The organism is Micromonospora sp. NPDC051196 (assembly GCF_040682415.1).
GTDB lineage: Bacteria > Actinomycetota > Actinomycetes > Mycobacteriales > Micromonosporaceae > Micromonospora.
Genome location: NZ_JBFBAY010000002.1, coordinates 432,210 through 452,748, shown reverse-complemented (window position 1 = coordinate 452,748; position 20,539 = coordinate 432,210). Strand labels below are relative to the sequence as shown.

General features: G+C 71.1%; 23 protein-coding genes. 13 read left to right on the top strand and 10 right to left on the bottom strand.

The window, feature by feature from the left end:
* Positions 1–48: 48 nt before the first annotated feature.
* Positions 49–1,005: a prephenate dehydratase gene (gene pheA / locus AB0M35_RS07885; protein WP_363742842.1), complete on the top strand. Its 957-nt coding sequence runs from the start codon at positions 49–51 to the stop codon at positions 1,003–1,005.
* A gap of 153 nt (positions 1,006–1,158) precedes the next feature.
* Here the strand turns inward: pheA and AB0M35_RS07880 are convergent, their stop codons facing one another.
* From AB0M35_RS07880 to AB0M35_RS07870, 3 genes are all read right to left on the bottom strand, one after another.
* A complete protein-coding gene (locus AB0M35_RS07880; protein ID WP_363742841.1) occupies positions 1,159–1,875 on the bottom strand; it encodes an AIM24 family protein in 717 nt (238 codons plus the stop codon).
* Between the two features lie 56 nt (positions 1,876–1,931).
* A complete protein-coding gene (locus tag AB0M35_RS07875) occupies positions 1,932–2,276 on the bottom strand; it encodes a metallopeptidase family protein (protein WP_363743036.1) in 345 nt (114 codons plus the stop codon).
* A 159-nt stretch (positions 2,277–2,435) separates the two neighbouring features.
* Positions 2,436–2,867: an OsmC family protein gene (locus AB0M35_RS07870; RefSeq protein WP_363742839.1), complete on the bottom strand. Its 432-nt coding sequence runs from the start codon at positions 2,865–2,867 to the stop codon at positions 2,436–2,438.
* A gap of 140 nt (positions 2,868–3,007) precedes the next feature.
* On the opposite strand from AB0M35_RS07870, the gene AB0M35_RS07865 reads away from it, so the two are divergent.
* The 3 genes from AB0M35_RS07865 to AB0M35_RS07855 all read left to right on the top strand — a co-directional run bounded on the left by AB0M35_RS07865 (position 3,008) and on the right by AB0M35_RS07855 (position 5,603).
* On the top strand, positions 3,008–3,736 hold the full coding sequence (locus AB0M35_RS07865) for a hypothetical protein (RefSeq protein ID WP_363742837.1): 729 nt from the start codon (positions 3,008–3,010) through the stop codon (positions 3,734–3,736).
* 230 nt (positions 3,737–3,966) lie between these two features.
* Positions 3,967–4,788, top strand: a complete 822-nt coding sequence (locus AB0M35_RS07860) for an HAD family hydrolase (RefSeq protein ID WP_363742834.1) — start codon at positions 3,967–3,969, stop codon at positions 4,786–4,788.
* Positions 4,788–5,603, top strand: coding sequence for an HAD family hydrolase (locus AB0M35_RS07855; RefSeq protein ID WP_363742831.1), 816 nt, complete (start codon positions 4,788–4,790; stop codon positions 5,601–5,603). Before AB0M35_RS07860 ends, AB0M35_RS07855 begins: the two co-directional genes overlap by 1 nt.
* Before the next feature lie 43 nt (positions 5,604–5,646).
* Here the strand turns inward: AB0M35_RS07855 and AB0M35_RS07850 are convergent, their stop codons facing one another.
* Positions 5,647–6,252 (bottom strand): bacterial proteasome activator family protein, encoded by a 606-nt coding sequence (locus tag AB0M35_RS07850; protein ID WP_363742828.1) that lies wholly within the window; start codon positions 6,250–6,252, stop codon positions 5,647–5,649.
* Between the two features lie 99 nt (positions 6,253–6,351).
* On the opposite strand from AB0M35_RS07850, the gene AB0M35_RS07845 reads away from it, so the two are divergent.
* Both AB0M35_RS07845 and AB0M35_RS07840 read left to right on the top strand, forming a co-directional pair.
* Complete coding sequence (locus tag AB0M35_RS07845; RefSeq protein ID WP_363742825.1) at positions 6,352–7,149, top strand: alpha/beta hydrolase; 798 nt, start codon at positions 6,352–6,354, stop codon at positions 7,147–7,149.
* Between the two features lie 76 nt (positions 7,150–7,225).
* Complete coding sequence (locus tag AB0M35_RS07840; RefSeq protein WP_363742823.1) at positions 7,226–8,422, top strand: ABC transporter substrate-binding protein; 1,197 nt, start codon at positions 7,226–7,228, stop codon at positions 8,420–8,422.
* 85 nt (positions 8,423–8,507) lie between these two features.
* On the opposite strand, the gene ddaH is transcribed toward AB0M35_RS07840, so the two are convergent.
* Positions 8,508–9,341, bottom strand: coding sequence for a dimethylargininase (ddaH, locus tag AB0M35_RS07835; protein WP_363742820.1), 834 nt, complete (start codon positions 9,339–9,341; stop codon positions 8,508–8,510).
* A gap of 59 nt (positions 9,342–9,400) precedes the next feature.
* Between ddaH and AB0M35_RS07830 the strand changes: the two genes are divergently transcribed.
* Together AB0M35_RS07830 and AB0M35_RS07825 are read left to right on the top strand one after the other, a co-directional pair.
* A complete protein-coding gene (locus tag AB0M35_RS07830) occupies positions 9,401–9,859 on the top strand; it encodes an Lrp/AsnC family transcriptional regulator (protein WP_363742818.1) in 459 nt (152 codons plus the stop codon).
* 56 nt (positions 9,860–9,915) lie between these two features.
* Entirely contained in the window at positions 9,916–11,814 is a 1,899-nt protein-coding gene (locus AB0M35_RS07825) for a beta-propeller domain-containing protein (RefSeq protein WP_363742816.1), read from the top strand.
* Between the two features lie 129 nt (positions 11,815–11,943).
* Here AB0M35_RS07825 and AB0M35_RS07820 read toward each other — a convergent pair whose 3' ends face one another.
* From AB0M35_RS07820 to AB0M35_RS07810, 3 genes are all read right to left on the bottom strand, one after another.
* On the bottom strand, positions 11,944–13,023 hold the full coding sequence (locus tag AB0M35_RS07820) for a hypothetical protein (protein WP_363742814.1): 1,080 nt from the start codon (positions 13,021–13,023) through the stop codon (positions 11,944–11,946).
* Between the two features lie 90 nt (positions 13,024–13,113).
* On the bottom strand, positions 13,114–13,371 hold the full coding sequence (locus AB0M35_RS07815) for a DUF6457 domain-containing protein (protein ID WP_363742812.1): 258 nt from the start codon (positions 13,369–13,371) through the stop codon (positions 13,114–13,116).
* Complete coding sequence (locus tag AB0M35_RS07810) at positions 13,368–13,967, bottom strand: NTP transferase domain-containing protein (protein WP_363742811.1); 600 nt, start codon at positions 13,965–13,967, stop codon at positions 13,368–13,370. The genes AB0M35_RS07815 and AB0M35_RS07810 overlap by 4 nt, the downstream gene beginning before the upstream one ends.
* Positions 13,968–14,029: 62 nt before the next feature.
* Between AB0M35_RS07810 and fdhD the strand changes: the two genes are divergently transcribed.
* Positions 14,030–14,884, top strand: coding sequence for a formate dehydrogenase accessory sulfurtransferase FdhD (gene fdhD / locus AB0M35_RS07805; RefSeq protein WP_363742809.1), 855 nt, complete (start codon positions 14,030–14,032; stop codon positions 14,882–14,884).
* Between the two features lie 13 nt (positions 14,885–14,897).
* On the opposite strand, the gene AB0M35_RS07800 is transcribed toward fdhD, so the two are convergent.
* Complete coding sequence (locus tag AB0M35_RS07800) at positions 14,898–15,608, bottom strand: GAP family protein (RefSeq protein WP_363742807.1); 711 nt, start codon at positions 15,606–15,608, stop codon at positions 14,898–14,900.
* Between the two features lie 140 nt (positions 15,609–15,748).
* Entirely contained in the window at positions 15,749–16,786 is a 1,038-nt protein-coding gene (locus AB0M35_RS07795) for a DUF4192 domain-containing protein (protein ID WP_363742806.1), read from the bottom strand.
* 226 nt (positions 16,787–17,012) lie between these two features.
* Here AB0M35_RS07795 and AB0M35_RS07790 point away from each other — a divergent pair, with 226 nt between their 5' ends.
* The 4 genes from AB0M35_RS07790 to AB0M35_RS07775 are packed head-to-tail and all read left to right on the top strand — an operon-like array spanning position 17,013 to position 20,485.
* The gene (locus tag AB0M35_RS07790) at positions 17,013–17,927 is read left to right on the top strand and encodes a fructosamine kinase family protein (protein ID WP_363742804.1); all 915 of its coding nucleotides are present in this window, start codon (positions 17,013–17,015) and stop codon (positions 17,925–17,927) included.
* Positions 17,924–18,934: a GTP 3',8-cyclase MoaA gene (gene moaA / locus AB0M35_RS07785; protein ID WP_363742802.1), complete on the top strand. Its 1,011-nt coding sequence runs from the start codon at positions 17,924–17,926 to the stop codon at positions 18,932–18,934. Before AB0M35_RS07790 ends, moaA begins: the two co-directional genes overlap by 4 nt.
* 2 nt (positions 18,935–18,936) lie before the next feature.
* Positions 18,937–19,185, top strand: coding sequence for a MoaD/ThiS family protein (locus AB0M35_RS07780; protein ID WP_363742801.1), 249 nt, complete (start codon positions 18,937–18,939; stop codon positions 19,183–19,185).
* Positions 19,186–19,198: 13 nt separating this feature from the next.
* On the top strand, positions 19,199–20,485 hold the full coding sequence (locus tag AB0M35_RS07775) for a metallophosphoesterase (RefSeq protein ID WP_363742799.1): 1,287 nt from the start codon (positions 19,199–19,201) through the stop codon (positions 20,483–20,485).
* Positions 20,486–20,539 lie beyond the last annotated feature (54 nt).

Genomic DNA, 20,539 nt, shown 5'->3' with positions numbered 1-20,539 from the left:
CGACGCCTTCGGCCTCTTCGACCACCCCGGGTGCGTAGGCTGTACGCCATGCCGGGTACACCGCCGACACGCTTCGCCTTCCTCGGTCCCGAGGGCACCTTCGCGGAGCAGGCGCTGCGCACCCTGCCCGCAGCCGAGCAGGGCACCCGTACGCCGGCCCGCAGCGTCGGCGAGGCGTTGGACGCGGTACGCGCCGGCGATGCCGACGCCGCCCTGGTGCCGCTGGAGAACTCGATCGGCGGCGCCGTCGGCGTGACCCTGGACGAGTTGGCCGAGGACGAGCCGTTGATGATCACCCGCGAGGTGATCCTGCCGGTGGAGTTCGTCCTCGGTGCGCGTGCGGGCACCGACTTGTCGACGGTTCGCACCGTGGCCGCCCATCCGCAGGCGTCCACCCAGTGCCGTGGCTGGCTGCGGGCACACCTGCCGGACGCGACCGTGATCGACGTACTCTCCAACGGCGCGGCGGCGGCCGGCGCGGCCACGGGCGAGTACGACGCGGCGATCTGTGCGCCGGTCGGCGCGACGCGACACCGGCTGGCCGTGCTCGCTGACAAGCTCGCCGATCATCCCGACGCGGTGACCCGGTTCGTCCTGGTCGCCCGGCCGGGTCCGCCGCCGCCGCCCACCGGCGACGACGTGACGTCGCTGGCGGTGTACATCGCGCACGACCGGGTCGGTGCGCTGCTGTCCGTACTGATGGAACTCGCGGTCCGTGGTGTCAACCTGACCCGGATCGAGTCACGGCCGACCGGCAAGGCGCTCGGCGAGTACGTCTTCTTTCTCGACTGCACCGGTCACGTCGCCGATGCCCGACTCGGCGAGGCGCTGCGAGGGCTACGGCGGGTCTGCGCCGACGTACGTTTCCTCGGCTCCTATCCGCGTCACCGGTGGAGCGGGATCGCGGGCCCACACCCGGTTCCCGCCCCGAGCGGTCTCTCCGACACCGATTACGCCAATGCTGCCGCCTGGCTCGCCCGCATCAGGACCGGCGGACTGAGCTGAGGATCCACGCCGCCGCGTAGGTGGTCGTGATGTCGGCGGCCGTGGCCTTGGTGGTCGTGATATCGGCGGCCGTAATGTTGTCGGCCATGCCGCCGGCGGCCGTGGTGCCGGCAGCATGGGCCTTGGTGCCCGCCGCATTCGTGGGCGACCGGCTCAGCGGAACAGACCGCCGAGCACCCCACCCTGGTCCTGCTGGCCGCTGCCCATGATCGGCGGCTCCTCGGACGGCTGGACGACGACGAAGCCCTGCCCGGCGAAACTCATCGTGTACGCCTCGCCGGTGGTGCGGCCCAGCAGCGTGCCCAGACCGAGTTGGTCGGCCCGGTGGTAGCCGGTCTGCAACCCGGCCGACCAGCAGACCGCCGCCTGCGGATCTACGTAGGTGGGCGCGTCGACGGCGAGCACCACGGGGGTGCCCCTCGTGGTCACGGCGATGCGGCCGTGCCCGGTGAAGACGCAGTTGAACAGGCCGGTCGTGGCCATGCCCGCCCCGCCGACCATCTTGATGTCGTAGTGGAGAGTGGAGTCGAAGGCCAGCACGCTGGAGCCGTTGATGGACAGCGCGTCACCCGGCTCAAGGTCGATGATGTGGACGTCCTTGGCGAAGTCGGCGAGGAAGACGTCACCTTGGCCGGTGAGCTTCATCAGCGGCACGCCTTCCCCGGTCAGCTTCTGCTTGAGGAAGTTGCCCAGCCCGCCGGAGCCGAGCGCCTGGAACTGCACCTGTCCCTGGTACGCGACCATCGAGCCGACGCGGGCCAACATCTCACCGTTGAGCTCGACCTTCAGCATCTTGGAGTTCTGTAGCCGCATGCCGGGCTGCGCGGACTCCCGCTCAAGATTCGCCGCTGAGAACAGTTCGCTGCGCATGATTCCCCTCCGTACTCGCCGTGACTGGTCGAGACGGTAGGTCAGCAGCGCAACTGTCAACCCCAACCGAGGTCGTGCAGACGGGCGTCGTCGATGCCGAAGTGGTGGGCGATCTCGTGCACCACGGTCACCGCCACCTCGTCGACGACGTCGTCCTCGGTGTCACAGATCCGCAGGATCGGGTTGCGATAGATCAGGATGCGGTCCGGCAGGACGCCCGCGTAGTCCCAGCCCCGGTCGGTCAGCGCATGCCCCTCGTAGAGGCCGAGCAGATCCTCCCCCGGCGGGGGATCGTCCTCCACGAGAATGACCACGTTGCTCATCAGCGCCAGCAGTTCCTCGGGAACCTCGTCCAGCGCCTCCCCCACGAGCTCCTCGAACCGCTCCCGCTCCATCTCCACCGCCACCCACCCATTCTCCCCCACCCCCAGCCCCACCTTGCAGCGCGATCTTGCACTTTCAGTCGCCACAAACCGGAATGAATACCGCATTTGGCCGACAAGAAGTGCAAGATCGACGCTCGCGGGGTGGGAGGGGAGGGTGGGGTGGGAGGGTGGGGTTTAGGGGGTTAGGTGGGTGGTTAGGGTTATTTGGGCGGCGGGGGAGAGTAGGCGGGAGATCGGGCAGTTCTGCTTGGCGGTTTCGGCCAGTTCGGCGAAGCGTGCCTCGTCGATGCCGGGTACGACACCAACGGTCTCCAGCTCGATGCGGGTCACGGTGAAGCCCGCCTCGGTCTTGTCCAGGTGCACCTTCGCGGTGGTCTCCACCGAGGTCGGCGTCGTGCCGGCGTCGGCGAGGGCCTTGGAGAAGGCCATCGAGAAGCAGCCGGCGTGCGCCGCACCGATCAACTCCTCGGGATTGGTGCCCTCACCCTCCTCGAAGCGGGACTTGAAGGAGTAGTTGCCCTCCAGCCCACCCTTGCCCGTGCGAATGGTGCCGGACCCTTCGGGGAGGTTGCCCTGCCAACGTGCGGAAGCGGTACGAATAGGCATGCAGCTGACGCTAGTCGAATCCGTACCCGCCAGGCGACCGTCCCCGCAGCTGCGTCCACGTTCCATCACGGAAGTGGCCTGCTGTGCCATGATTCGTGGCAGACCTCGCCCTGGCGGTCAGGCCACAAGGAGGCGCAGCGGTGACCCACGACCTCCCCGTCCCCCGGCAGGATGACCGCACCGACGGCACCAGCGTCCTTGAGTGGGGAACCGAGGACGAGGAGGCAACCGCCGGCACGGGCCGGTGGCGTACGGCCCTCGGCGGCCTCGGCCGCGATCACCGGCTACCGCTGCTGCTCGCCGGGCTCGGGGCTGCCGCCGCCCTCGCCTCTCTGCTCGGCGAGTGGGCAACCGTCACCTTTCCCAGCGGCGGCGGCGAGGGGGACGAGCCGGTCGAGTTGCTGAGCAACGTGTCCGAGGTCGGCAATCTGGGGGTCGGCTATCTGGTCGGGATGCTCCTCCTGGGCGTCACGGCCGCACTCGCGCTGCGCGGCACCGTCGCCGTACGCGCCAATGCCCGGGTCGCCGGCCTCGCCCTGGTCCTGGGTCTGGTCGCCGTGCTGGTGGCCACCGCCGTATCGCTCGACGAGGGCGGCCGGCGGGCGATGGGCTACTCGGCCGAGGACGGCTTCCGCATCGAGTACGGGCGGGGCCTGGCCATGGCCTTCGCCGCTGTCCTGCTGTTCGCCGCCGCCCTCGCCCGAACCAGTTCCGGACCGGACGGATCGGCCGGCGAGCCGGGTCGACGTCCACCTCGTCCCCGCCGCCGGACCGATGTCGTGGACGAGGACGAGGACGAGGGCCGGCAGCCGACCGACATCACCGTCACTCCCACCGTGCCGTTCGCCCGCGAGGCCCGGTCCGACTGATCGGTTCCTGCGCCGCCCTGCGGTACACCGAGGGCGCCGGCAAGCAGGCCGAGGCTCGCGCGCGGCAGGCCGGACGTCAAGCAAGGCCCTTCCTTGCGCCGCACCCTGTTCACCTGGAAGCCATGGTTGCGACCCCTTCCGCGAGGTAAGGTTGCTGCCCGCCGTCACGCCGGGTCGCCAACTGACGACCGGAACGGCTGGCTGCGACGGCGGCGGGCGAAGGAGGAAAGATGACCCGCCCGGGCCTGCCCAAGCTGATCGCCACCGATCTGGACGGGACGCTCGTCCGCAGCGACGACACCGTCTCGGCGTACACCCATGAGATCTTGGACCGGGTGCGCGCGGCCGGGATTCCGGTGGTCGGCGCCACCGGCCGGGGCCCACGGTTGACCGAGTTGACCCGCAACGACATCCGCGCCGCGGATTTCCTGGTGATGGCCGGCGGCGGCCGGGTGGTCGACCAGAGTGACCCGTCCGGGCCGGTGGTGCTGCGCGACGAGCGGCTCTCCAGCGAGGTACTGGCCACCCTGTTGGCCGACCTGGAAGCCGCTGTCGGCCCGCTGACCGTGATGGTCGAGGCGTCCGACGAGCACGACGCGCCGCTGTGGGGTGACTACCACCCGGCCTGGCCGTATCAGGACCGATTCGAGGTACGCACCCGTGACGAGTGCCTCGCGGGCGATGTGATCAAGGCGTTCGCGCGTACCGCCGACCATCATGTCGACGAGTTGCTGGCGGCCGCCAGGGAGATCGTTCCGCCACACCTGGCCGCGCTCACCCAGGCCGGGCTCGGCTTCATCGAGATCAGCCCTTCCGGGGTGGACAAGGCGACCGGGCTCAGCGTGGTGGCGCAGAGCCTCGGCGTCGACCCGGCCGAGGTGCTGGTCTTCGGTGACATGCCCAACGACCTGCCGATGTTCGAGTGGGCCGGCTGGGCGCGGGTGGCGGTCGCGAACGCCCACCCGGAACTGCGCGCCGTCGCCGACGAGCTGACCCTGCGCAACGACGACGACGGGGTGGCGATCTACCTCGACCGGCTACTGTCCAGGTGATGGAGGCAATCCCCCGCCTGGTCGCCAGCGACATCGACGGCACCCTGCTACGCGACGACCGTACGCTCAGCGCACACACCGCCGACGTACTGGCCCGGATCTCCGCCCGGGGCATCCCCGTCGTGCTGGTCACCGGTCGGCCGATCCGCTGGCTGAAACTGGTGTACGACCAGCTGACCGAGCCGGTGCCCGCGGTCTGCGCCAACGGTGCGGTGGTCTACGACCCGGTCAACGACGAGGTGTTGCGAGCCGACCCGCTGGCCCCCGAACTGCTCGCCGAGGTGGCCCGTCGATTGCGGGCCGAGGTGCCCGGGGTGAGCTTCGCGGTGGAGATCGTCGACAGTCGGCAGATGCGGCACGAGTCGCACTACCCGATGCGCTGGGATGCCGACGACACGGCGATCCGGGTGGTGACGACTCCGGAGGAGCTGCATTCGCTGCCGGCGGTGAAGCTGCTGGCCCGAGCCGAGGAACAGCAGGATCCGGACCGGTTCACCGAGTTGGTCGCCGCTGCCCTCGCCGGCTTGGCGGAGGCCACCCACTCCTCGCGCTCCGGGCTGGTGGAGATCTCGGCGGCCGGGGTGACCAAGGCGGCCGGGCTGGCCTGGTACTGCCACCGGCTCGGCATCGAGGCCGACGACGTGCTGGCCTTCGGCGACATGCCCAACGACGTACCCCTGCTGACCTGGGCCGGCAGGGCGGTGGCGGTGGCCAACGCGCACCCCGCCGTACTCGCGATCGCCGACGAGGTCACCTCGGCGAACTCGGTCGACGGGGTGGCGGCGTACCTGGAGAAGGTCTTCGGGGTGGACTAGACGGGCTTCGGGGGGTGCGGCACCCGCCGCACCCCCGGCATCGTCAGAGGTACTGACCGGTGCTGTGTCCCTCGCCGCCCGGCACCTGCCCCAGGCCGGGTATTCCCGGCAGGGCCGCGCCGCCCGGCCCGCTCGGCAGCGCCTGGCGACCGGAGCGCATCTGCTCCAGTTGCACCCGGGCCGCCATCTGCTGGGCGACCAGGGCAGCCTGGATGCCGTGGAACAGCCCCTCCAACCAGCCGACCAGCTGTGCGTGGGCGATCCGCAGCTCGCCCTCCGTCGGTGCCTGGTCCTCGGTGAACGGCAGGGAGAGCCGCTCCAGTTCCTCGCGCAGCTCCGGAGCCAGGCCTTCCTTCAGCTCGACGATCGACCGCTCGTGGATCTCCCGCATCCGGTGCCGGCTGGCATCGTCCAGCGGCGCGGCCTTGACCTCCTCCAGCAGCTGTTTGATCATGCTGCCGATCCGCATCACCTTTGCCGGCTGTTCGACCAGGCGGGTCGGATCCTCACCCGGCCCGTCGTCGGTCTGCACGGTGCCGACCGGTCGGCCATCCGGCCCGACCACCACCACGGTGCCCGAGTGCCCGGTGCCGTCCCGGCCAGGCTCGTCGTTCTGTCCAGCGGTACGCGCTTCGGTCATGGCATCCATCTTTACTCAGTCACTCCCGTCGGCGCCCGCCGGCCCGGCCAGGAACATGGCAGCAGACCCGGCCCCTCGGCCGGCGACGAATCGCGCTACCGTCGGCCGATGTCACCCGATCCCCGCGCTGTGCTCAGTCGACCCGCGCCGGCGCCGGACCTCACCGTCGCCTACGGCGAGCATCCCGACCAGATCGCCGATCTGCGTCGCCCGGTCGGCGACGGCCCACCCCGACCTCTGGTGATCGTGGTGCACGGCGGTTTCTGGCGTGTGGAGTACGACCGGCGGCACACCGATTCGCTGGCCGACGCGATGGCCCGGTTCGGCTATCCGGTGGCCCAACTGGAGTACCGCCGGACCGGGCAGCCCGGTGGTGGCTGGCCCGGCACGCTGACCGACGTACGGTCCGGGGTGTCCGCTCTGCCCCGGCTGGCCGCCGCGGCGTTGCCCGGTCGCGTGGCGCCGATGCCGCCGATCCTGGTCGGGCACTCGGCTGGTGGTCATCTCGCGCTGCACACGGCGACACGGTCACCGCAGGACGTCGGCGGGGTGCTCGCGCTCGCCCCGGTATCCGACCTCGCCGAGGCGTACCGGCTGGACCTGGACTCGGGCGCGGTGGCGGCGCTGCTGGGCGGTGGGCCAGCCGATGTCCCCGATCGGTACGAGGTCGCGGACCTCCGAGTCACGGCACCTCCCCCAACACGGACCGTAGTGATTCACGGCACCCTGGATCAGCAGGTGCCGGTCGGCATGAGCAGGGCCTACGTGGCCGCCGCGCAGGCATTAGGTGGCGATATACACCTTGTCGAGCTGCCCGACTGCGAACATTTCGGGCTCATCGATCCGGAGTCTCCGGCCTGGCCGCAGGTTACCGCCGCGTTCCGTTCTCTACACGAAGATCATTAACCATTGACCCAGCGTCGCTAAGCAGGTAGAACGCCGGAGGGGCGGGAGGCCCCGGCAGCACACCGAAGGGAACCCCGTGTCGCAGATGAACCGTAGGCGGGCACTTCAACTGCTGGCCGCGCTCGGTACGGGCGGACTCGTGGCCGGGTGCGCCTCGGACACCGAGGAGCCGGCGAAGCCGAAGAGCCCGGTCAAGGTCGGGCTCATCGCACCGCAGTCCGGCCCCGGCAAGGCCGTCGGCGACGAGTTGCGCAACGGCTTCCAGCTCTACCTGGACCTCAACGACGGAGTCCTCGGCGGCCACCCGGTCAACCTGCTCGTCGCCGACGAGGGAGACAGCGTCAAGTCCGGTCAGGCCGCTGTGGACGGGCTGCTCAAGCAGGGCGTACTCGCGCTGACCGGGGTCGCCTCCTCGGCGGTGATGTTCGGCATCCGGGACGTCATCGAGCAGGCCCGAGTGCCGTTGATCGGTTCCAACGCCTCACCCACCAGCCTGCAGAGCGTCGTCTACATCTGGCGTACCTCGTACGTGCTCGACGAGGCAGGCCGTGCGCTCGGCCGCTATCTGCGCGACGCGTTGGGCCCCGACGACCGGGTGGCGACGATCCTGCCGGAATCGGCCGTCGGCGGTGAAGACGTGCTGCGCGGCTTCCGCCAGGAGTTCGGCGAATCCGATCCGCGAATCGCGGATCCGGTCATCTTCACGTCCAACAGCGCGAACCCGGGCAAGGGCGCCTTCGCCGGGGACATCGACCGCGCGTTGAGCCGTAACCCGTCGGTGGTCTTCTGCTTCTACTCCGGCCCGGCGGCGGCGGAGTTCATCATGCAGCTACGCGACGCCGGCTTCCGGGGCAGCATCTACGCGCCCGGTTTCCTCACCGAGGGCACGGTGCTGGAGAGCATCAGGCCGGCCAACGACGCCCTGGGCATCCGTACCGCGTTGAACTACTCCGCCGACCTCAACAATGCCGCCAACCGCCGGTTCGCCTCGGCGTACCGCAAGAAGCACAACGCCTCGCCGACCACCTACGCGATGGCCTCGTACGACGCGGCGAAGGTGCTCGACCAGGCGATCCGGCTGGCCGGCTCGGAACCCACCCCGCAGCAGGTCAACCTCGCGCTGGGCCGGATCGGTCAGATCGACAGCCCGCGCGGCGCCTGGCAGTTCAACCAGCCGCGCACCCCGCAGCAGAAGTGGTACCTGCGCGAGGTGCAGCACGACGGCCAGGTGTTGTCGAACGTCCTGGTCAACGAGCTGGCCACGCTGGGCTGACGCCCGGATCCACGACGCGAACGAGCGGGGTCGACCTGGTGGCCGGCCCCGCTCGTTCGCGTACCGGTGTCGCGGTGCGACAGCTTCAGGGCCGCAGTTCGGCGATGCAGCACTTCACGCTGCCACCGCCCTTCTTCAGCTCGGCCAGCTCCACCGGCACCGGCGTGTAGCCGGCCGCCTTGAGCCGACCGGCGAGCCGGGTCGCCTCGCTGTTGAGCACCACGTTGGCGCCGTCGCTGACGAGGTTCAGCCCGAAGGCGAGGGCGTCGGAGTCGTCCGCCAGCACTGCGTCCGGAAAGAGCTGGGCGAGCACCTTCTGACCGGCCACCGAGAAGGCTCCCGGGTAGTAGACGATGTTGCCGTCGCCGATCGAGGCGAGTGCCACGTCCAGGTGGTAGAAGCGCGGGTCGACCAGCCGCAGCGAGATCACCGGCCGGCCCAGCGCCTCCTGCGCCTCCGCGTGCGCCGGCAACTCGGTACGGAACCCGTACCCGGCGAGGATCAGCCCGCCGTGCGCCTCCGGGAGGTACGCGAAGTCACCCTCGCCCTCGTTCGTCTCGTTCGGCGCGATGAACCGCCAGCCCTGCGACTCGTAGAAGGCCCGGTGTGCCACCGCCTCAGCCGTGCGCTGGTGGTGTTTGAACCGGGCGCCGTAGACCGTTCCGTCGACCATGAACGCGCCGTTGGCGGCGTAGACCATGTCGGGCAGTCCGGGCTCGGGTGCCAGCAGGTGTACCTCGTGCCCCAGGCCGACCAGGGTCTCCCGCAGGCGATCCCACTGCTTGACCGCCAACTCCGGGTCGACCGGCATGGCCACGTCCATCCACGGGTTGATCGCGTACTCGACCGCGAAATGCTCCGGTGAGCACATGAGATATGTCCGCTTTCGCGGCACTCGCTGCTGGTTCACGGTCACCAAGAGTAGGTACGCTCAGACTTCAGTAACAGCCACGACCATTGCTTCTCAGGGGCGGAACGTTGCAGATCGACGCGGTTGACAAGCGAATCATTGCGTTGCTGGTCGCCGATGCTCGCGCCTCGTATGCGGACATCGGAACCCGAGTTTCACTCTCCGCTCCGGCCGTCAAACGACGGGTGGACCGACTGCGTGCCGCCGGGGTCATTCGGGGATTCACCACCATCGTCGACCCGGCGTCGGTCGGCTGGACCACGGAGGCGTTCGTGGAGTTGTTCTGCGCCGGTCGCACCACCCCGGCACAGATCGGCGCCGCGGTGCGCCGCCACCCCGAGGTGGTCGGGGCGTACACCGTCTCCGGGGAGGCCGACGCGCTCGTGCACCTGCGGGCCGCCGACATCGCCCACCTTGAGGAGGCGTTGGAGCGGCTCCGGGCGGAAAGCTTCGTGACCTCCAGCCGCAGCACCATCGTGCTCTCCCGACTGGTCGAGTCCCCCGGCGTCGGGCCGTCCATCAGCTGATCAGAGCCCCGCATCCGGTGCGGAACCGGACGGCGACCGGCAGCGTCGAAGAAACCATGACGCGGGCAAGCAAAGTGGTCGCGGCCGGCAGCACCCTGATCGCGCTGGCCCTGCTCGCCAGCAGTACGGCCGCCCCGGCACCGGGCCCGCCGACCGGGCCGGTGATGGTGCCCGCCGCCGGCCTGATCTCCTTCGACTCCTGCGCGGACGCCCTCACCGAACTGCGCGCCGCAGCCCGCGCCTCGGTCGGCCCGTACGGCTTCGAGGGCTCCGTACTGTTCGGCGACCGAGCGGCCCTCGCGGCCGGGGCAGAGGCGAAGGGCCAACTCGACCGCAGCGCCACGCCCAACCACTCGACGACCAACAACCACGAGGCCGGCGCGGACGAGCCGGACGTGGTGAAGACCGACGGGCGGCGGATCGTCACGGTCACCGGGGGAGCCCTGCGGGTGATCGACCCGGCCAGCCGCCGGATCATCGGCCAGCTCGACCTGCCCGGCGAGGAGACGGCGGCGTACTGGGGCTCGTACCGTCTGCTGCTGCTCGGTGACCGGGCGCTGGTGCTCGCCGACGGGTCACCGTTCGTCGCGGTGGATCGGGCCTGGCCCGGGCCGCTGGCCGACGCGGCACGCCTGTTCCTGGTCGACCTGGCCGGTCCACCCGCGCTGATCGGCACGTACCGGATCGAGGGCAGCGTGCTCGACGGCCGGCTCACCGGCGGCAGCGCCCGGGTGGTGGTCCGCTCGGTGCCGCGACTTGAATTCCCGTTCGATGCCGACGAGAGCAGCGACCGGGTGCGGACCAGACAGAACCGCGCGGTCATCGACCGCGCCGGGGTCGAGTCCTGGCTACCGGAGTACGAATGGACGGCCGGCGACGAGCGGCACACCGGGCGGGTCGACTGCGACCGGCTGAGCCGTCCGAAGCGGATGACCGGCACCTCGATGCTCACCGTGCTCAGTTTCGACCTCGGTGCCGACCGGCTGGGCGACGGCGATCCGGTCAGCGTCGCCGCCGACGCGACCACGGTCTACGGCACGGCGAGCAGCCTCTACCTCGCCGGTCAGCAACCGCGACGGGAGGCGGATCTGCTCCGCGGGCGACCCACCGCCCGCGACCAGGTCACCGAGATCCACCAGTTCGACACCAGCGAGCCGGGCCGCCCCCGCTACCTCGCCACCGGCGCGGTGCCCGGCTGGCTGATCAACCAGTACGCGCTGTCCGAATGGGACGGGCACCTGCGGGTTGCCACCACCATCGGCGACGTCTGGGGCGAGGGGCGCCGATCCGAGTCGACCGTACGGGTGCTGCGCCGCGAGAGCGGATCGCTGCTGCCGGTCGGGGCGGTCGGCGGGCTCGGGCGGGGCGAACGCATCTACTCGGTGCGGTACCTCGGGCCGGTCGCGTACGTGGTGACCTTCCGGCAGACCGACCCGCTCTACTCGCTCGACCTGACCGACCCGGCCGCCCCGGTGGTGACCGGCGAGTTGAAGATCACGGGCTACTCCGCGTACCTGCATCCGCTGCCCGACGGGCGGCTGCTCGGCGTGGGTCAGGAGGCCGACGGGCAGGGCCGTACGCAGGGCGTACAGGTGTCCCTCTTCGACGTGCAGGACCCGGCCCGGCCGACCCGACTGGACCAGTGGCACCTATCGTCCGGCTGGTCCGCCGCCGAGCACGACCCGCACGCCTTCCTGTACTGGCCGACCACCGGCCTGGTGGTGCTGCCGGTGAACACCGGCCTACGCCTGCTTCGGGTCGACGGCAACCAGATCAGCGAGATCGGCCAGGTCACCCACCCGAGCGCGGCAAAGGACGCGGCACGCGCCTGGATGCGGCCCTCCGTCCACCGTTCACTGATGGTCGGTGACGTCCTCTGGACCGTCTCCGAAGCGGGCCTGCGGGCCTCCGACCCGGCCACGGCCCGAAGCCTCGGCTGGATCCCGACGACCTGAATCCCCCTCCCCCGAGGGGTGGGGCCCGGTTTCTCGGGGTTTCCGGGCCCCACCCCTCGCCCTCAAGCCTCGCTTCAAGCTGCCGGCCGGGCTGCGCGCGGTGATCGGCTCGGGTCACCCGGCACGGCCTCACAGATACATGCCGGTGCGATGCTCACCCCGCCCCGGCTTGTCCCCCTCGCCGAAGAAGCGCTTGCCGCCGAACTCGCCGTGCAGCCGATCGTCCAACTCGTCGGCAAGGCCGGTCATCACCTGCACGGCGAGCATCAGGTGGGTGGGCTGGAAGTTGCGACCGAAGACCGGGATCGACGCCCAGACGGTGTCGTCGGCACAGTAGAGCCGCCCGATCGGCATCCGGTTGGTCAGCTCGGAGAGTTTGACGTACAGCCGCTCGGTGGGCTCGACCTCGGTGAGCACCGGGGAGAAGACGTCGACCAGCGGCGGGTTGTCCCGCACCCGGACGAAGACCATCGCCGAACCGGCCCGGATGTTGATGTCACCGTCGGAGTCGACCTGGACCCGGTCGGGATCGGACTTGAGCATGGTCGACACCACCGTCCGGACCCGCTCGGCCAACTCCAGCACCTCGCTGTCCGCGCCGGCATCATCCGTGGCGGCCAACGCCTCCGCCAGGTCGGTCTCGATCTCCTGGCCCGTGCCGAACTCGCTTCGCGCGGTGCCCAGTGGCTCACCGGGCAGCGGCTCACCCTCGGCGTCGATGATCAGGTAGACCAGGAACGCCGGGTGCGGTGCGCCGTAGATGTCGCGCAGCGTACGCGAGAGCAGGGCGGCCAGCCGAGGGCTCTCCGCCACTGCACAGTGCACGCCGAACTGGTCACCGGAGCCTTCGAGCACCCCGGGCGGAGACCAGCCCAGCGCGACCATGTCGGCGACGGCCGCCCGGTCCAGCCGGTAGCCCTGCGGCAGGGTCGCGTTGCCCACCGCCCGAGCCGTCAGCCCACCGTCCTCGGCGACGTCGATACTGACGGAGTAGACGGCATCGTCGATGCCGGAGGCCGTCGGGTCGAGGGTCAACTCCACGTGCGCGCCCAGCGGCAGGGCGACCAGCCGGTCGGCCAGCGCCCGGGCGAACTCCCGCCACGCGTGGGTCACCTTCGCCCGCAGGTCGGCCGTACTCGGCTCGTCCAACAGGATCGACTCGTGGTGTGCCGGCGTACCTGGCGGTGCCGAGGGGTGGTCTGCCGTCATGATCGCCTCCGTCCGTTCCGGCCACCCTACCGAGCCGATCGCCGAGACGGATCAGCCCGGACCGTGATCGGACATCACCCCTCGCACCGGTCAGCCGGTGCTGCGGTCACCACCCAACTCGACCGGCCAGTTGTTCGCCAGCTCGGTCAGCCGGGCGGCTGCCACAGCAGGATCCGCACCCCGGCCCACAGCCAGACCGAGCAGGTAGGCGGTGACCGGGGCACCCGGCCGTAACACCTGATGGGCCACGTCCCGGGCCAGGTCGAGCACGGGTTGTACCGGCACGTCGGCCGGGTCGACACCCAACTCGGCACAGGCCGCCGTGAGCCAGTCGTCCATCACCGTCATCGCGACCACTCCTCCGCCCTCCGCAGGTCCCGTTCAGTGTCGCAGTCGAACCAGGGTGGCGGGCCGTCGCCGGACCACGTCGTTTCGCGTACGGCCAGCCCGGCGAGCAGATCCCGCAGGGATGCTCCGGCCAACTCGCCGCGTCGTACGGTCAATTGGTCGAGGGCCCCACGCAGCGCTGCCGGACGCCACACCCCGCAGAGTGGCTGCCGCCGCCCGGAATCGTCCACATAGCAGACCCCGTCGATGTCGCCTGCCACGCTGTCGAGGTGGCGCAGCAACTCGCCGACGGCGGACCGGGTCATCAGCGGCAGATCGGCCGCGAACAGGGCGACCGCCGCCACGTCGGCGTCGATCAGGGCCAGCCCTGCTGCGGTAGCGGCCACCGGCCCGCCGCCGGGCGGCGATTCGCGGGTCAGCCGTACGCCCTCGGGAGCCGGCCCGGGCCCGACCAGGATCCGGGGCGATGCGTCGGCGACCGCCGCGAGCACCCGCTCCCGCATCGGCACACCACCGACAGGCAGCGCCGGTTTGTCCAGTCCGCCCATCCGGCGGGCCGCACCTCCGGCGAGCACCACCGCCGCGTAAGCACTCACCGGGTCACCGTAGCTCGCCGCCCGGCTGCCCGGCAGTACTCAGGTCGGGGCAGGATGGTGGGGTGGGACGGGCTACTGACCGCCGCGTGGTGCTCCGCGTGGATCTCGACGCCGCCGCCGACGGGCGCACGCTGACCCGTCGGCCGGACACCCTCGCCGCCGAGGAGCCGCTGGAGATCCGGGTCGGTGCGGCCGGGCCGGGTCGCCGCCGTCCACTGTCGGTCACCATGCGGACTCCCGGCGCCGACCTGGATCTGGCACTCGGTTTCCTGCTCACCGAAGGGCTGATCCGGTCGGCGGACGACGTGTCGACCGCACAACTGTGTGCCGGCGCGGAAACCCCGAACACCTACAACGTGGTGGACGTGGCGCTGACGCCCGGCGTGCCGGAGCCGGCCGTCGAGGCGAGCCGGCAGTTCCTGACCACTAGCGCCTGCGGGGTCTGTGGCAAGGAGAGCATCGAGGCGGTGCGTACCCGGTCGATGTTCGACGTGGCCGGCGACCCGCTGACCGTGCCGGCGGAGTTGCTGGCCGAGTTGCCGCAGCGGCTGCGCGCCGGGCAGCGGGACTTCGACCGTACCGGCGGGCTGCACGCCGCGGGTCTGTTCACCGCCGACGGCGACCTGGTGGTGTTGCGCGAGGACGTGGGCCGGCACAACGCGGTGGACAAGGTGATCGGCTGGGCGGTACGCGAGCGCCGACTGCCGCTGGTCGGGCACGTCCTGCTCGTCTCCGGGCGGGCCAGTTTCGAGCTGACCCAGAAGGCGTGGATGGCCGGCGTGCCCCTGCTCGCGGCGGTCTCGGCGCCGAGCACGCTCGCGGTCGACCTCGCCACCGAGGCCGGACTGACGCTGGTCGGCTTCCTGCGCGGCCGGACCATGAACGTCTACACCGGCCCGCACCGGGTGACCGCCTGACGCCGGGTGCGACTCAGCGGTTCGCGAGCATCTCGAACAGTCCCAGCCGGACCGCGGCGTCCCGGGCGATCAGGAAGCCGGCGATGCCCAGCACCCAGCCGAGCATGCTCCCCGACGACTTGAGGATCCACGCGTTGAGCCGAGCGAGCACCGGCTCGACCAGCCTCGGCCAGGCCACCCGCGCGCCCAGCAACACCGCCGCCGGCAGCACCATCACCAGGCAGTATCCGCCCAGCAGGGCCACCACTGCCGGCACGTCCAGGCCTGCTGTGCCCAGCAGACCGAGGGCACCGAGGTACGGCAGCATCGTCGCCACCTCGGCGAGCGCGGCGAACAATGCCAACCCGACCAGCCAGCGCCCCGAGGAGTCGCCGGCAGTCACCCGATCCCGCCAGCGCAGCACCCGGCCGGTCCCGGTGCCGCGCTTACCGTCGTACCGGAAGCTCAACAGCAGCAGGCCGACCCCGAACACCAACTGCGCCCAGATCACCGGCCGGTTGTCCAGCGCGCCGCCCAGCACCCCGGCCAGGCCACTGCCACCGAAGTAGAGCGCCAGCCCCACCAGGAGATAGAACCCGGCAATGGTGCCCAGGTAGGTCAATATCCGCCGGGCGCTGACCGGTCCGGGTGCCAACAGCAGCCAGACCGGGATGAACAACGTGCCGATGCTGGTGCTGTCGATCAGGGCGAGCCCGGCGAGGGACAGCAGTAGTGCGGCAGTCATGCGCCCCCCGACGCTGGCTGGAACATCTGCCGATTGTCCATCGTTACCGGCTGTCCCGCTGCCCCTGACAACGCGCTCCGGCGCCCCTGACAATGCTCCGCTGCCCTTGACGATGAGCTTTGCTGCCCTGACAAATGTGCTCATCGTGGGCGACGGCGTGACCGGCGCCTCGCCCGGCGCGGTGTCGCCGTCGGCCCGTCGGCCGGCCAACCATCGAGCCGCGACGGGGGCACTCCGCGACGGAGCAGGTCGTCGATCAGCAGGGCGAGCGAGTAGTCAGGATGCTCGGCCAGTACCCGCTCCAACGCCACCGCCGCCAGGGCGCCCTGCCCGGCCCGCCAGGCGGCGAAGGCCAGCAGCGCGCCGGGCGCCGCGATCAGATCCGGCTCGACCCGACGCAGCAGCTCGGTCCAGAACGCGACGTCCTCGTCCCGACCGTCGGTGCGTTCCCAGGCGTGGTCGCGTACCGGGAGATGGGTGAGCAGAAGGCAAAGCCAGGCCACCTCGTCGTCGGTGAGGCGCGCACCCCGACCGTGCCGGCGCCGGGTGAGGCGGTAGGCCGCCACCCCGGCCGCCCGCAGTGCCCGCGCGCCGAGCAGATCCGCCGGGGGTGCCGTCGCCAGCAACTCGGTCAACCGCTGTTCGGCTCGCTCGACGGCGTGGCGGGCGCCTGCCCCGCCGATCGGCGCGAGCTGGGCGGCGAGTGTCGCCCGGTCGGGCAGCGCGACCTGACCGGCGAAGACGGCTGCCGCCGGCACCACGCTGCCCTGCGGGTCGTACACGTTTCCCTCCGGCGGACAGCACTGCGATTCCGTGCAGAGGTACGACCACCAGCGCCCGTCGGTGACCCGCAGCGCGTCGAGCACGGCCAACCCGGCGTCGGTCAGCGCACCCCGGACCGCGTCGAGCGCCGGTGTCACCCGTGCGGCCGGGCCGTACCCGATCACCGTGGCCGAGTCGGCGCCCTGCTGGGCGGTCACTGCGGCGAGGTGCCCGGCCGCCTCGCCGTGATCGGCGTCGCCGGGCAGGTCTCCACGGGCGACGAAGACGACCCGGGAGGCGGCCAACGCCACCACCACGACGCTGTCGGTCGGATGGAAACCAAGCAGGTACGGCACTGCGGCGATGAGGTCGGCAGGCGAGCGGACGGTCAGCCGGGGGATCTCCGTCGAGTTCATGGAGCCAGCCTGCGAGCCGAGCGGTACGCGCCGCCGCCCCTGTGGATGACACGCCGGTTATCCACAGCTACTCACCGTATTCTCCCTGCTCATCGAAGTTCGCTACCCGTCCGCGGCAACGCCAGCGCTCGCCGCGTCCACTGCGCAGGCGTCAACAGGGGCCCTTCCTCTACCGGAGGCGTTAACAAGGGCCCTTCCTTCCCGCCGGAGGCGATACCTTGCGGGCATGGATCTGGCGTATCTGCGGGCGCACCCCGAGCAGCTGCCGACCTTCCTGACCCACCAACGGATCCGGGAGACACCAGTCGGCGGCGGGAGCATCTGTGCCGCGTCCCGACTGACCCTGGACGACGGTCACTCGGTCTTCGCCAAGAGCTGGCCGGAGCAGGCGGGACGGCCGGTGCCGGAGGCGTTCTTCGCCACCGAGGCGGCCGGGCTGCACTGGCTGCGGGAGGCCGGCGCGGTCGCGGTTCCGGAGGTGCTGGTGGCGCTGCCCGAGTTGCTCGCGCTGGAATGGATCGAGCCGGGTGAGCCGAGCCCCGAGGCGGCCGAGCGCTTCGGCCGGGAACTCGCCGACCTGCACCGGGCGGGAGCGCCCGCCTTCGGGGCGTCCTGGCCCGGGTTCATCGGGGCACTGCCGGCGGACAACACCCCGCACGACGGTCCCTGGACGGACTGGTTCGCCCAGGCGAGACTGCTGCCCTACCTGCGCCGCTCGGTCGATGCCGGCGCTCTCGACGGCACCGCCGCCGCCCTGGTCGAACAGGTCGCCGCCCGGATCGACGAGTTCGGCGGGGAGGAGCCGCCGGCCCGCATCCATGGCGATCTGTGGCCGGGCAACCTGCTCTGGGGAGCCGACGACCGGGTCTGGTTGGTCGACCCGGCCGCCCATGGCGGGCACCGCGAGACCGACCTCGCACAACTGGCGCTGTTCGGCGGCCCACCGCACGCCGCCCGGATCCTGGCCGCGTACGACGAATCCTGGCCGCTGGCCGACGGTTGGCGGCAGCGGGTGCCGCTGCACCAGTTGCACCTGATGCTCGTGCACGCCGCCTTATTCGGAAGTGCTCACCGAGATTCGGTCATCGGGCTCGCCCGAGCCACCCTGAGGGGGTCGGGGCGCGCTACCGTCAACGGATGAGCGTCGCGCCGCCCGGCGGCCTCCTCGTCGACCGGTACGGCCGGACCGCTCGGGACCTGCGGGTCTCCCTGACCGACAAGTGCAACCTGCGCTGTACGTACTGCATGCCCGCCGAGGGATTGCCCTGGTTGGCCGGGTCGCAACTGCTCACCGACGACGAAGTGATCCGGCTGATCCGGGTCGCGGTGCAGCGGCTCGGCGTCGACGAGGTCCGGTTCACCGGTGGTGAGCCGCTGATCCGTCCGGGCCTGACCGCCATCGTGACGGCTGTGGCCGCGCTCGATCCGCGTCCCCGGATCTCGTTGACCACCAACGGCATCGGGCTGGCTCGGTTGGCTCCGGCGTTGCGCGACGCCGGGCTGGATCGGGTGAACGTGTCACTGGACACTCTGGACCATGAGCGCTTTCTCCGGCTCACCCGGCGGGACCGGCTGGACGACGTGCTGGCCGGTCTGGCCGGCGCGGCCGCCGCCGGGCTCACCCCGGTCAAGGTCAACAGTGTGCTGATGCGTGGGGTCAACGACGACGAGGCGCCGGCGTTGCTCCGCTTCGCCCTCGACCACGGCTACGAGCTGCGCTTCATCGAACAGATGCCGCTGGACGCACAGCACGGCTGGGATCGCGCGAGCATGGTCACCGCAGAGGAGATCCTGGCCACGCTGGGCACGGCGTACGATCTGCGCCCGGATCCGGTCGAACGGGGCGCGGCACCGGCGGAGACCTGGCTGGTCGACGGCGGCCCGGCCCGGGTCGGCGTGATCGGCACGGTGACCCGCCCCTTCTGCGGTGACTGTGACCGGACCCGGATCACCGCCGACGGTCAGGTCCGCAACTGCCTGTTCGCGACCGAGGAGACGGACCTGCGCAGTGCGCTGCGCCGCGGGGCGGACGACGAGGAGCTGGCTCGGCGTTGGTCGGCCGCGACCTGGGGCAAACGGGCCGGTCACGGCATCGACGACCCGAGCTTCCTGCAACCCGCCCGGCCGATGTCGGCCATCGGAGGCTGATCATGGCGACTCTCACCGTCCGCTACTTCGCCGGGGCACGAGCTGCCGCCGGGCGCAGCGAGGAGATCCTTCCTGCGGGCCGTACGCTCGACGAGTTGTTGACGGAACTGGCTGAGCGGCACGGTGAGCGGCTGGTCCCCGTGCTGGCCGTGGCAAACTTTCTGGTCGATGGCGTGACCTGCCATGATCGTGACAAGCTGCTGCCGGCCGGAGTGACGATCGACGTCCTGCCTCCCTTCGCCGGCGGCTGAGGGGACATCACACGTGCTCGCGGTACTCGGTTTCGTGGCCACCCTTGCCCTGGTCACCGGGTTGATCCACCTCTACCTCTGGAAGCGGCTGGTCAGGGACACCACCAGGGCGGGCCGCTGGCGGCGGATCGGCACGGTCACCGCGGTGGTGCTGGCGCTGCTGGTACCAGCGACCATGGTCGGCACCCGCGCCGGCATGTACTGGCTGGCCTGGCCGGGCTATGTCTGGCTCGCGCTGATGTTCTATCTGCTGGTGCTGCTCGTCGTGCTGGAAGTGCCGATGCTGGTGACCCGCCTGGTGCTGCGTCGCCGGGCGACGGTGGCCGCGCCGGAGCCGGTGCTGGTCGGTCCGGCCAGCACGCCGGGCACGGTGACCGACGAGCCGGCGACGCCCGGCACCCCGCCGACCGCCGACGAGGCGAGCGAGCCGCCGGCCGCCGGGGCGATCGGGCCGGACCACGATCCGGGTCGCCGACTGCTGCTGGCCCGAGGTGCCGCGATCTTCGCCGGGCTCACCGCCGCCGGCCTGGTGGGCAGCGGCGTACGCACCGCAATGGGTCCGCCACAGCTGGACCGGGTGCAGATTCCGCTGGCCAAGCTGCCGCGCAGCATGGACGGCCTGCGGATCGCCACCGTCTCCGACATTCACATCGGGCCGCTGCGCGGTCGGGTGCACACCGAACGGATCGTCGCCGCGATCAACCGCCTGGACGCCGACATCGTCGCCGTTGTCGGCGACCTGGTCGACGGCACGGTGGCGGAGCTGGGCGAGGCCGCGGCACCGCTGCGTGACCTGCGTGCCCGGCACGGCAGCTACTTCGTCACCGGCAACCACGAGTACTACTCCGGTGTCGAGGAGTGGGTGGCCGAGGTCGACCGGCTGGGGCTGCGGGTGCTGCAGAACCAGCGGCTGGAGATCGCCGCCCGGGGCGGCGTACTGGACCTGGCCGGGGTCAACGACGTGAGTGCGGCGGGTACCGGGGTGGCCGCACCGGCCGACTACGCCGCCGCGCTCGCCGACCGCGACCCGTCCCGGCCGGTGGTGCTGCTGGCGCACCAGCCGGTGGCCGCGTTCGAGGCCGCGAAGTACGACGTCGACCTGCAACTGTCCGGCCACACCCACGGCGGTCAGATCGTCCCGTTCAACCTGCTGGTCAGGCTCGAACAGCCGGTGGTGTCCGGCCTCGGTGAGGTGGACGGTACGAAGGTGTACGTCACCAACGGCGCCGGCTTCTGGGGTCCGCCGGTACGGGTCGGCGCGGAGCCGCAGATCACCCTCGTCGAGCTGCGCTCGGCATAGCGCAGCTCACCTTCCGAGCGTGGCGCCGCGCGGGAGCACCGCCGGTCGTGGCAG

Coding starts and splice junctions, on each gene's coding strand:
- moaA (WP_363742802.1), top strand. CDS start 17,924: ATGAGCGTCGCGCCGCCCGGCGGCCTCCTCGTCGACCGGTACGGCCGG.
- AB0M35_RS07855 (WP_363742831.1), top strand. CDS start 4,788: ATGGAGGCAATCCCCCGCCTGGTCGCCAGCGACATCGACGGCACCCTG.
- AB0M35_RS07795 (WP_363742806.1), bottom strand. CDS start 16,786: ATGAACTCGACGGAGATCCCCCGGCTGACCGTCCGCTCGCCTGCCGAC.
- AB0M35_RS07825 (WP_363742816.1), top strand. CDS start 9,916: ATGACGCGGGCAAGCAAAGTGGTCGCGGCCGGCAGCACCCTGATCGCG.
- AB0M35_RS07845 (WP_363742825.1), top strand. CDS start 6,352: ATGTCACCCGATCCCCGCGCTGTGCTCAGTCGACCCGCGCCGGCGCCG.
- AB0M35_RS07870 (WP_363742839.1), bottom strand. CDS start 2,867: ATGCCTATTCGTACCGCTTCCGCACGTTGGCAGGGCAACCTCCCCGAA.
- AB0M35_RS07800 (WP_363742807.1), bottom strand. CDS start 15,608: ATGACTGCCGCACTACTGCTGTCCCTCGCCGGGCTCGCCCTGATCGAC.
- AB0M35_RS07820 (WP_363742814.1), bottom strand. CDS start 13,023: ATGACGGCAGACCACCCCTCGGCACCGCCAGGTACGCCGGCACACCAC.
- AB0M35_RS07780 (WP_363742801.1), top strand. CDS start 18,937: ATGGCGACTCTCACCGTCCGCTACTTCGCCGGGGCACGAGCTGCCGCC.
- AB0M35_RS07880 (WP_363742841.1), bottom strand. CDS start 1,875: ATGCGCAGCGAACTGTTCTCAGCGGCGAATCTTGAGCGGGAGTCCGCG.
- AB0M35_RS07850 (WP_363742828.1), bottom strand. CDS start 6,252: ATGGATGCCATGACCGAAGCGCGTACCGCTGGACAGAACGACGAGCCT.
- AB0M35_RS07860 (WP_363742834.1), top strand. CDS start 3,967: ATGACCCGCCCGGGCCTGCCCAAGCTGATCGCCACCGATCTGGACGGG.
- AB0M35_RS07815 (WP_363742812.1), bottom strand. CDS start 13,371: ATGACGGTGATGGACGACTGGCTCACGGCGGCCTGTGCCGAGTTGGGT.
- pheA (WP_363742842.1), top strand. CDS start 49: ATGCCGGGTACACCGCCGACACGCTTCGCCTTCCTCGGTCCCGAGGGC.
- AB0M35_RS07790 (WP_363742804.1), top strand. CDS start 17,013: ATGGATCTGGCGTATCTGCGGGCGCACCCCGAGCAGCTGCCGACCTTC.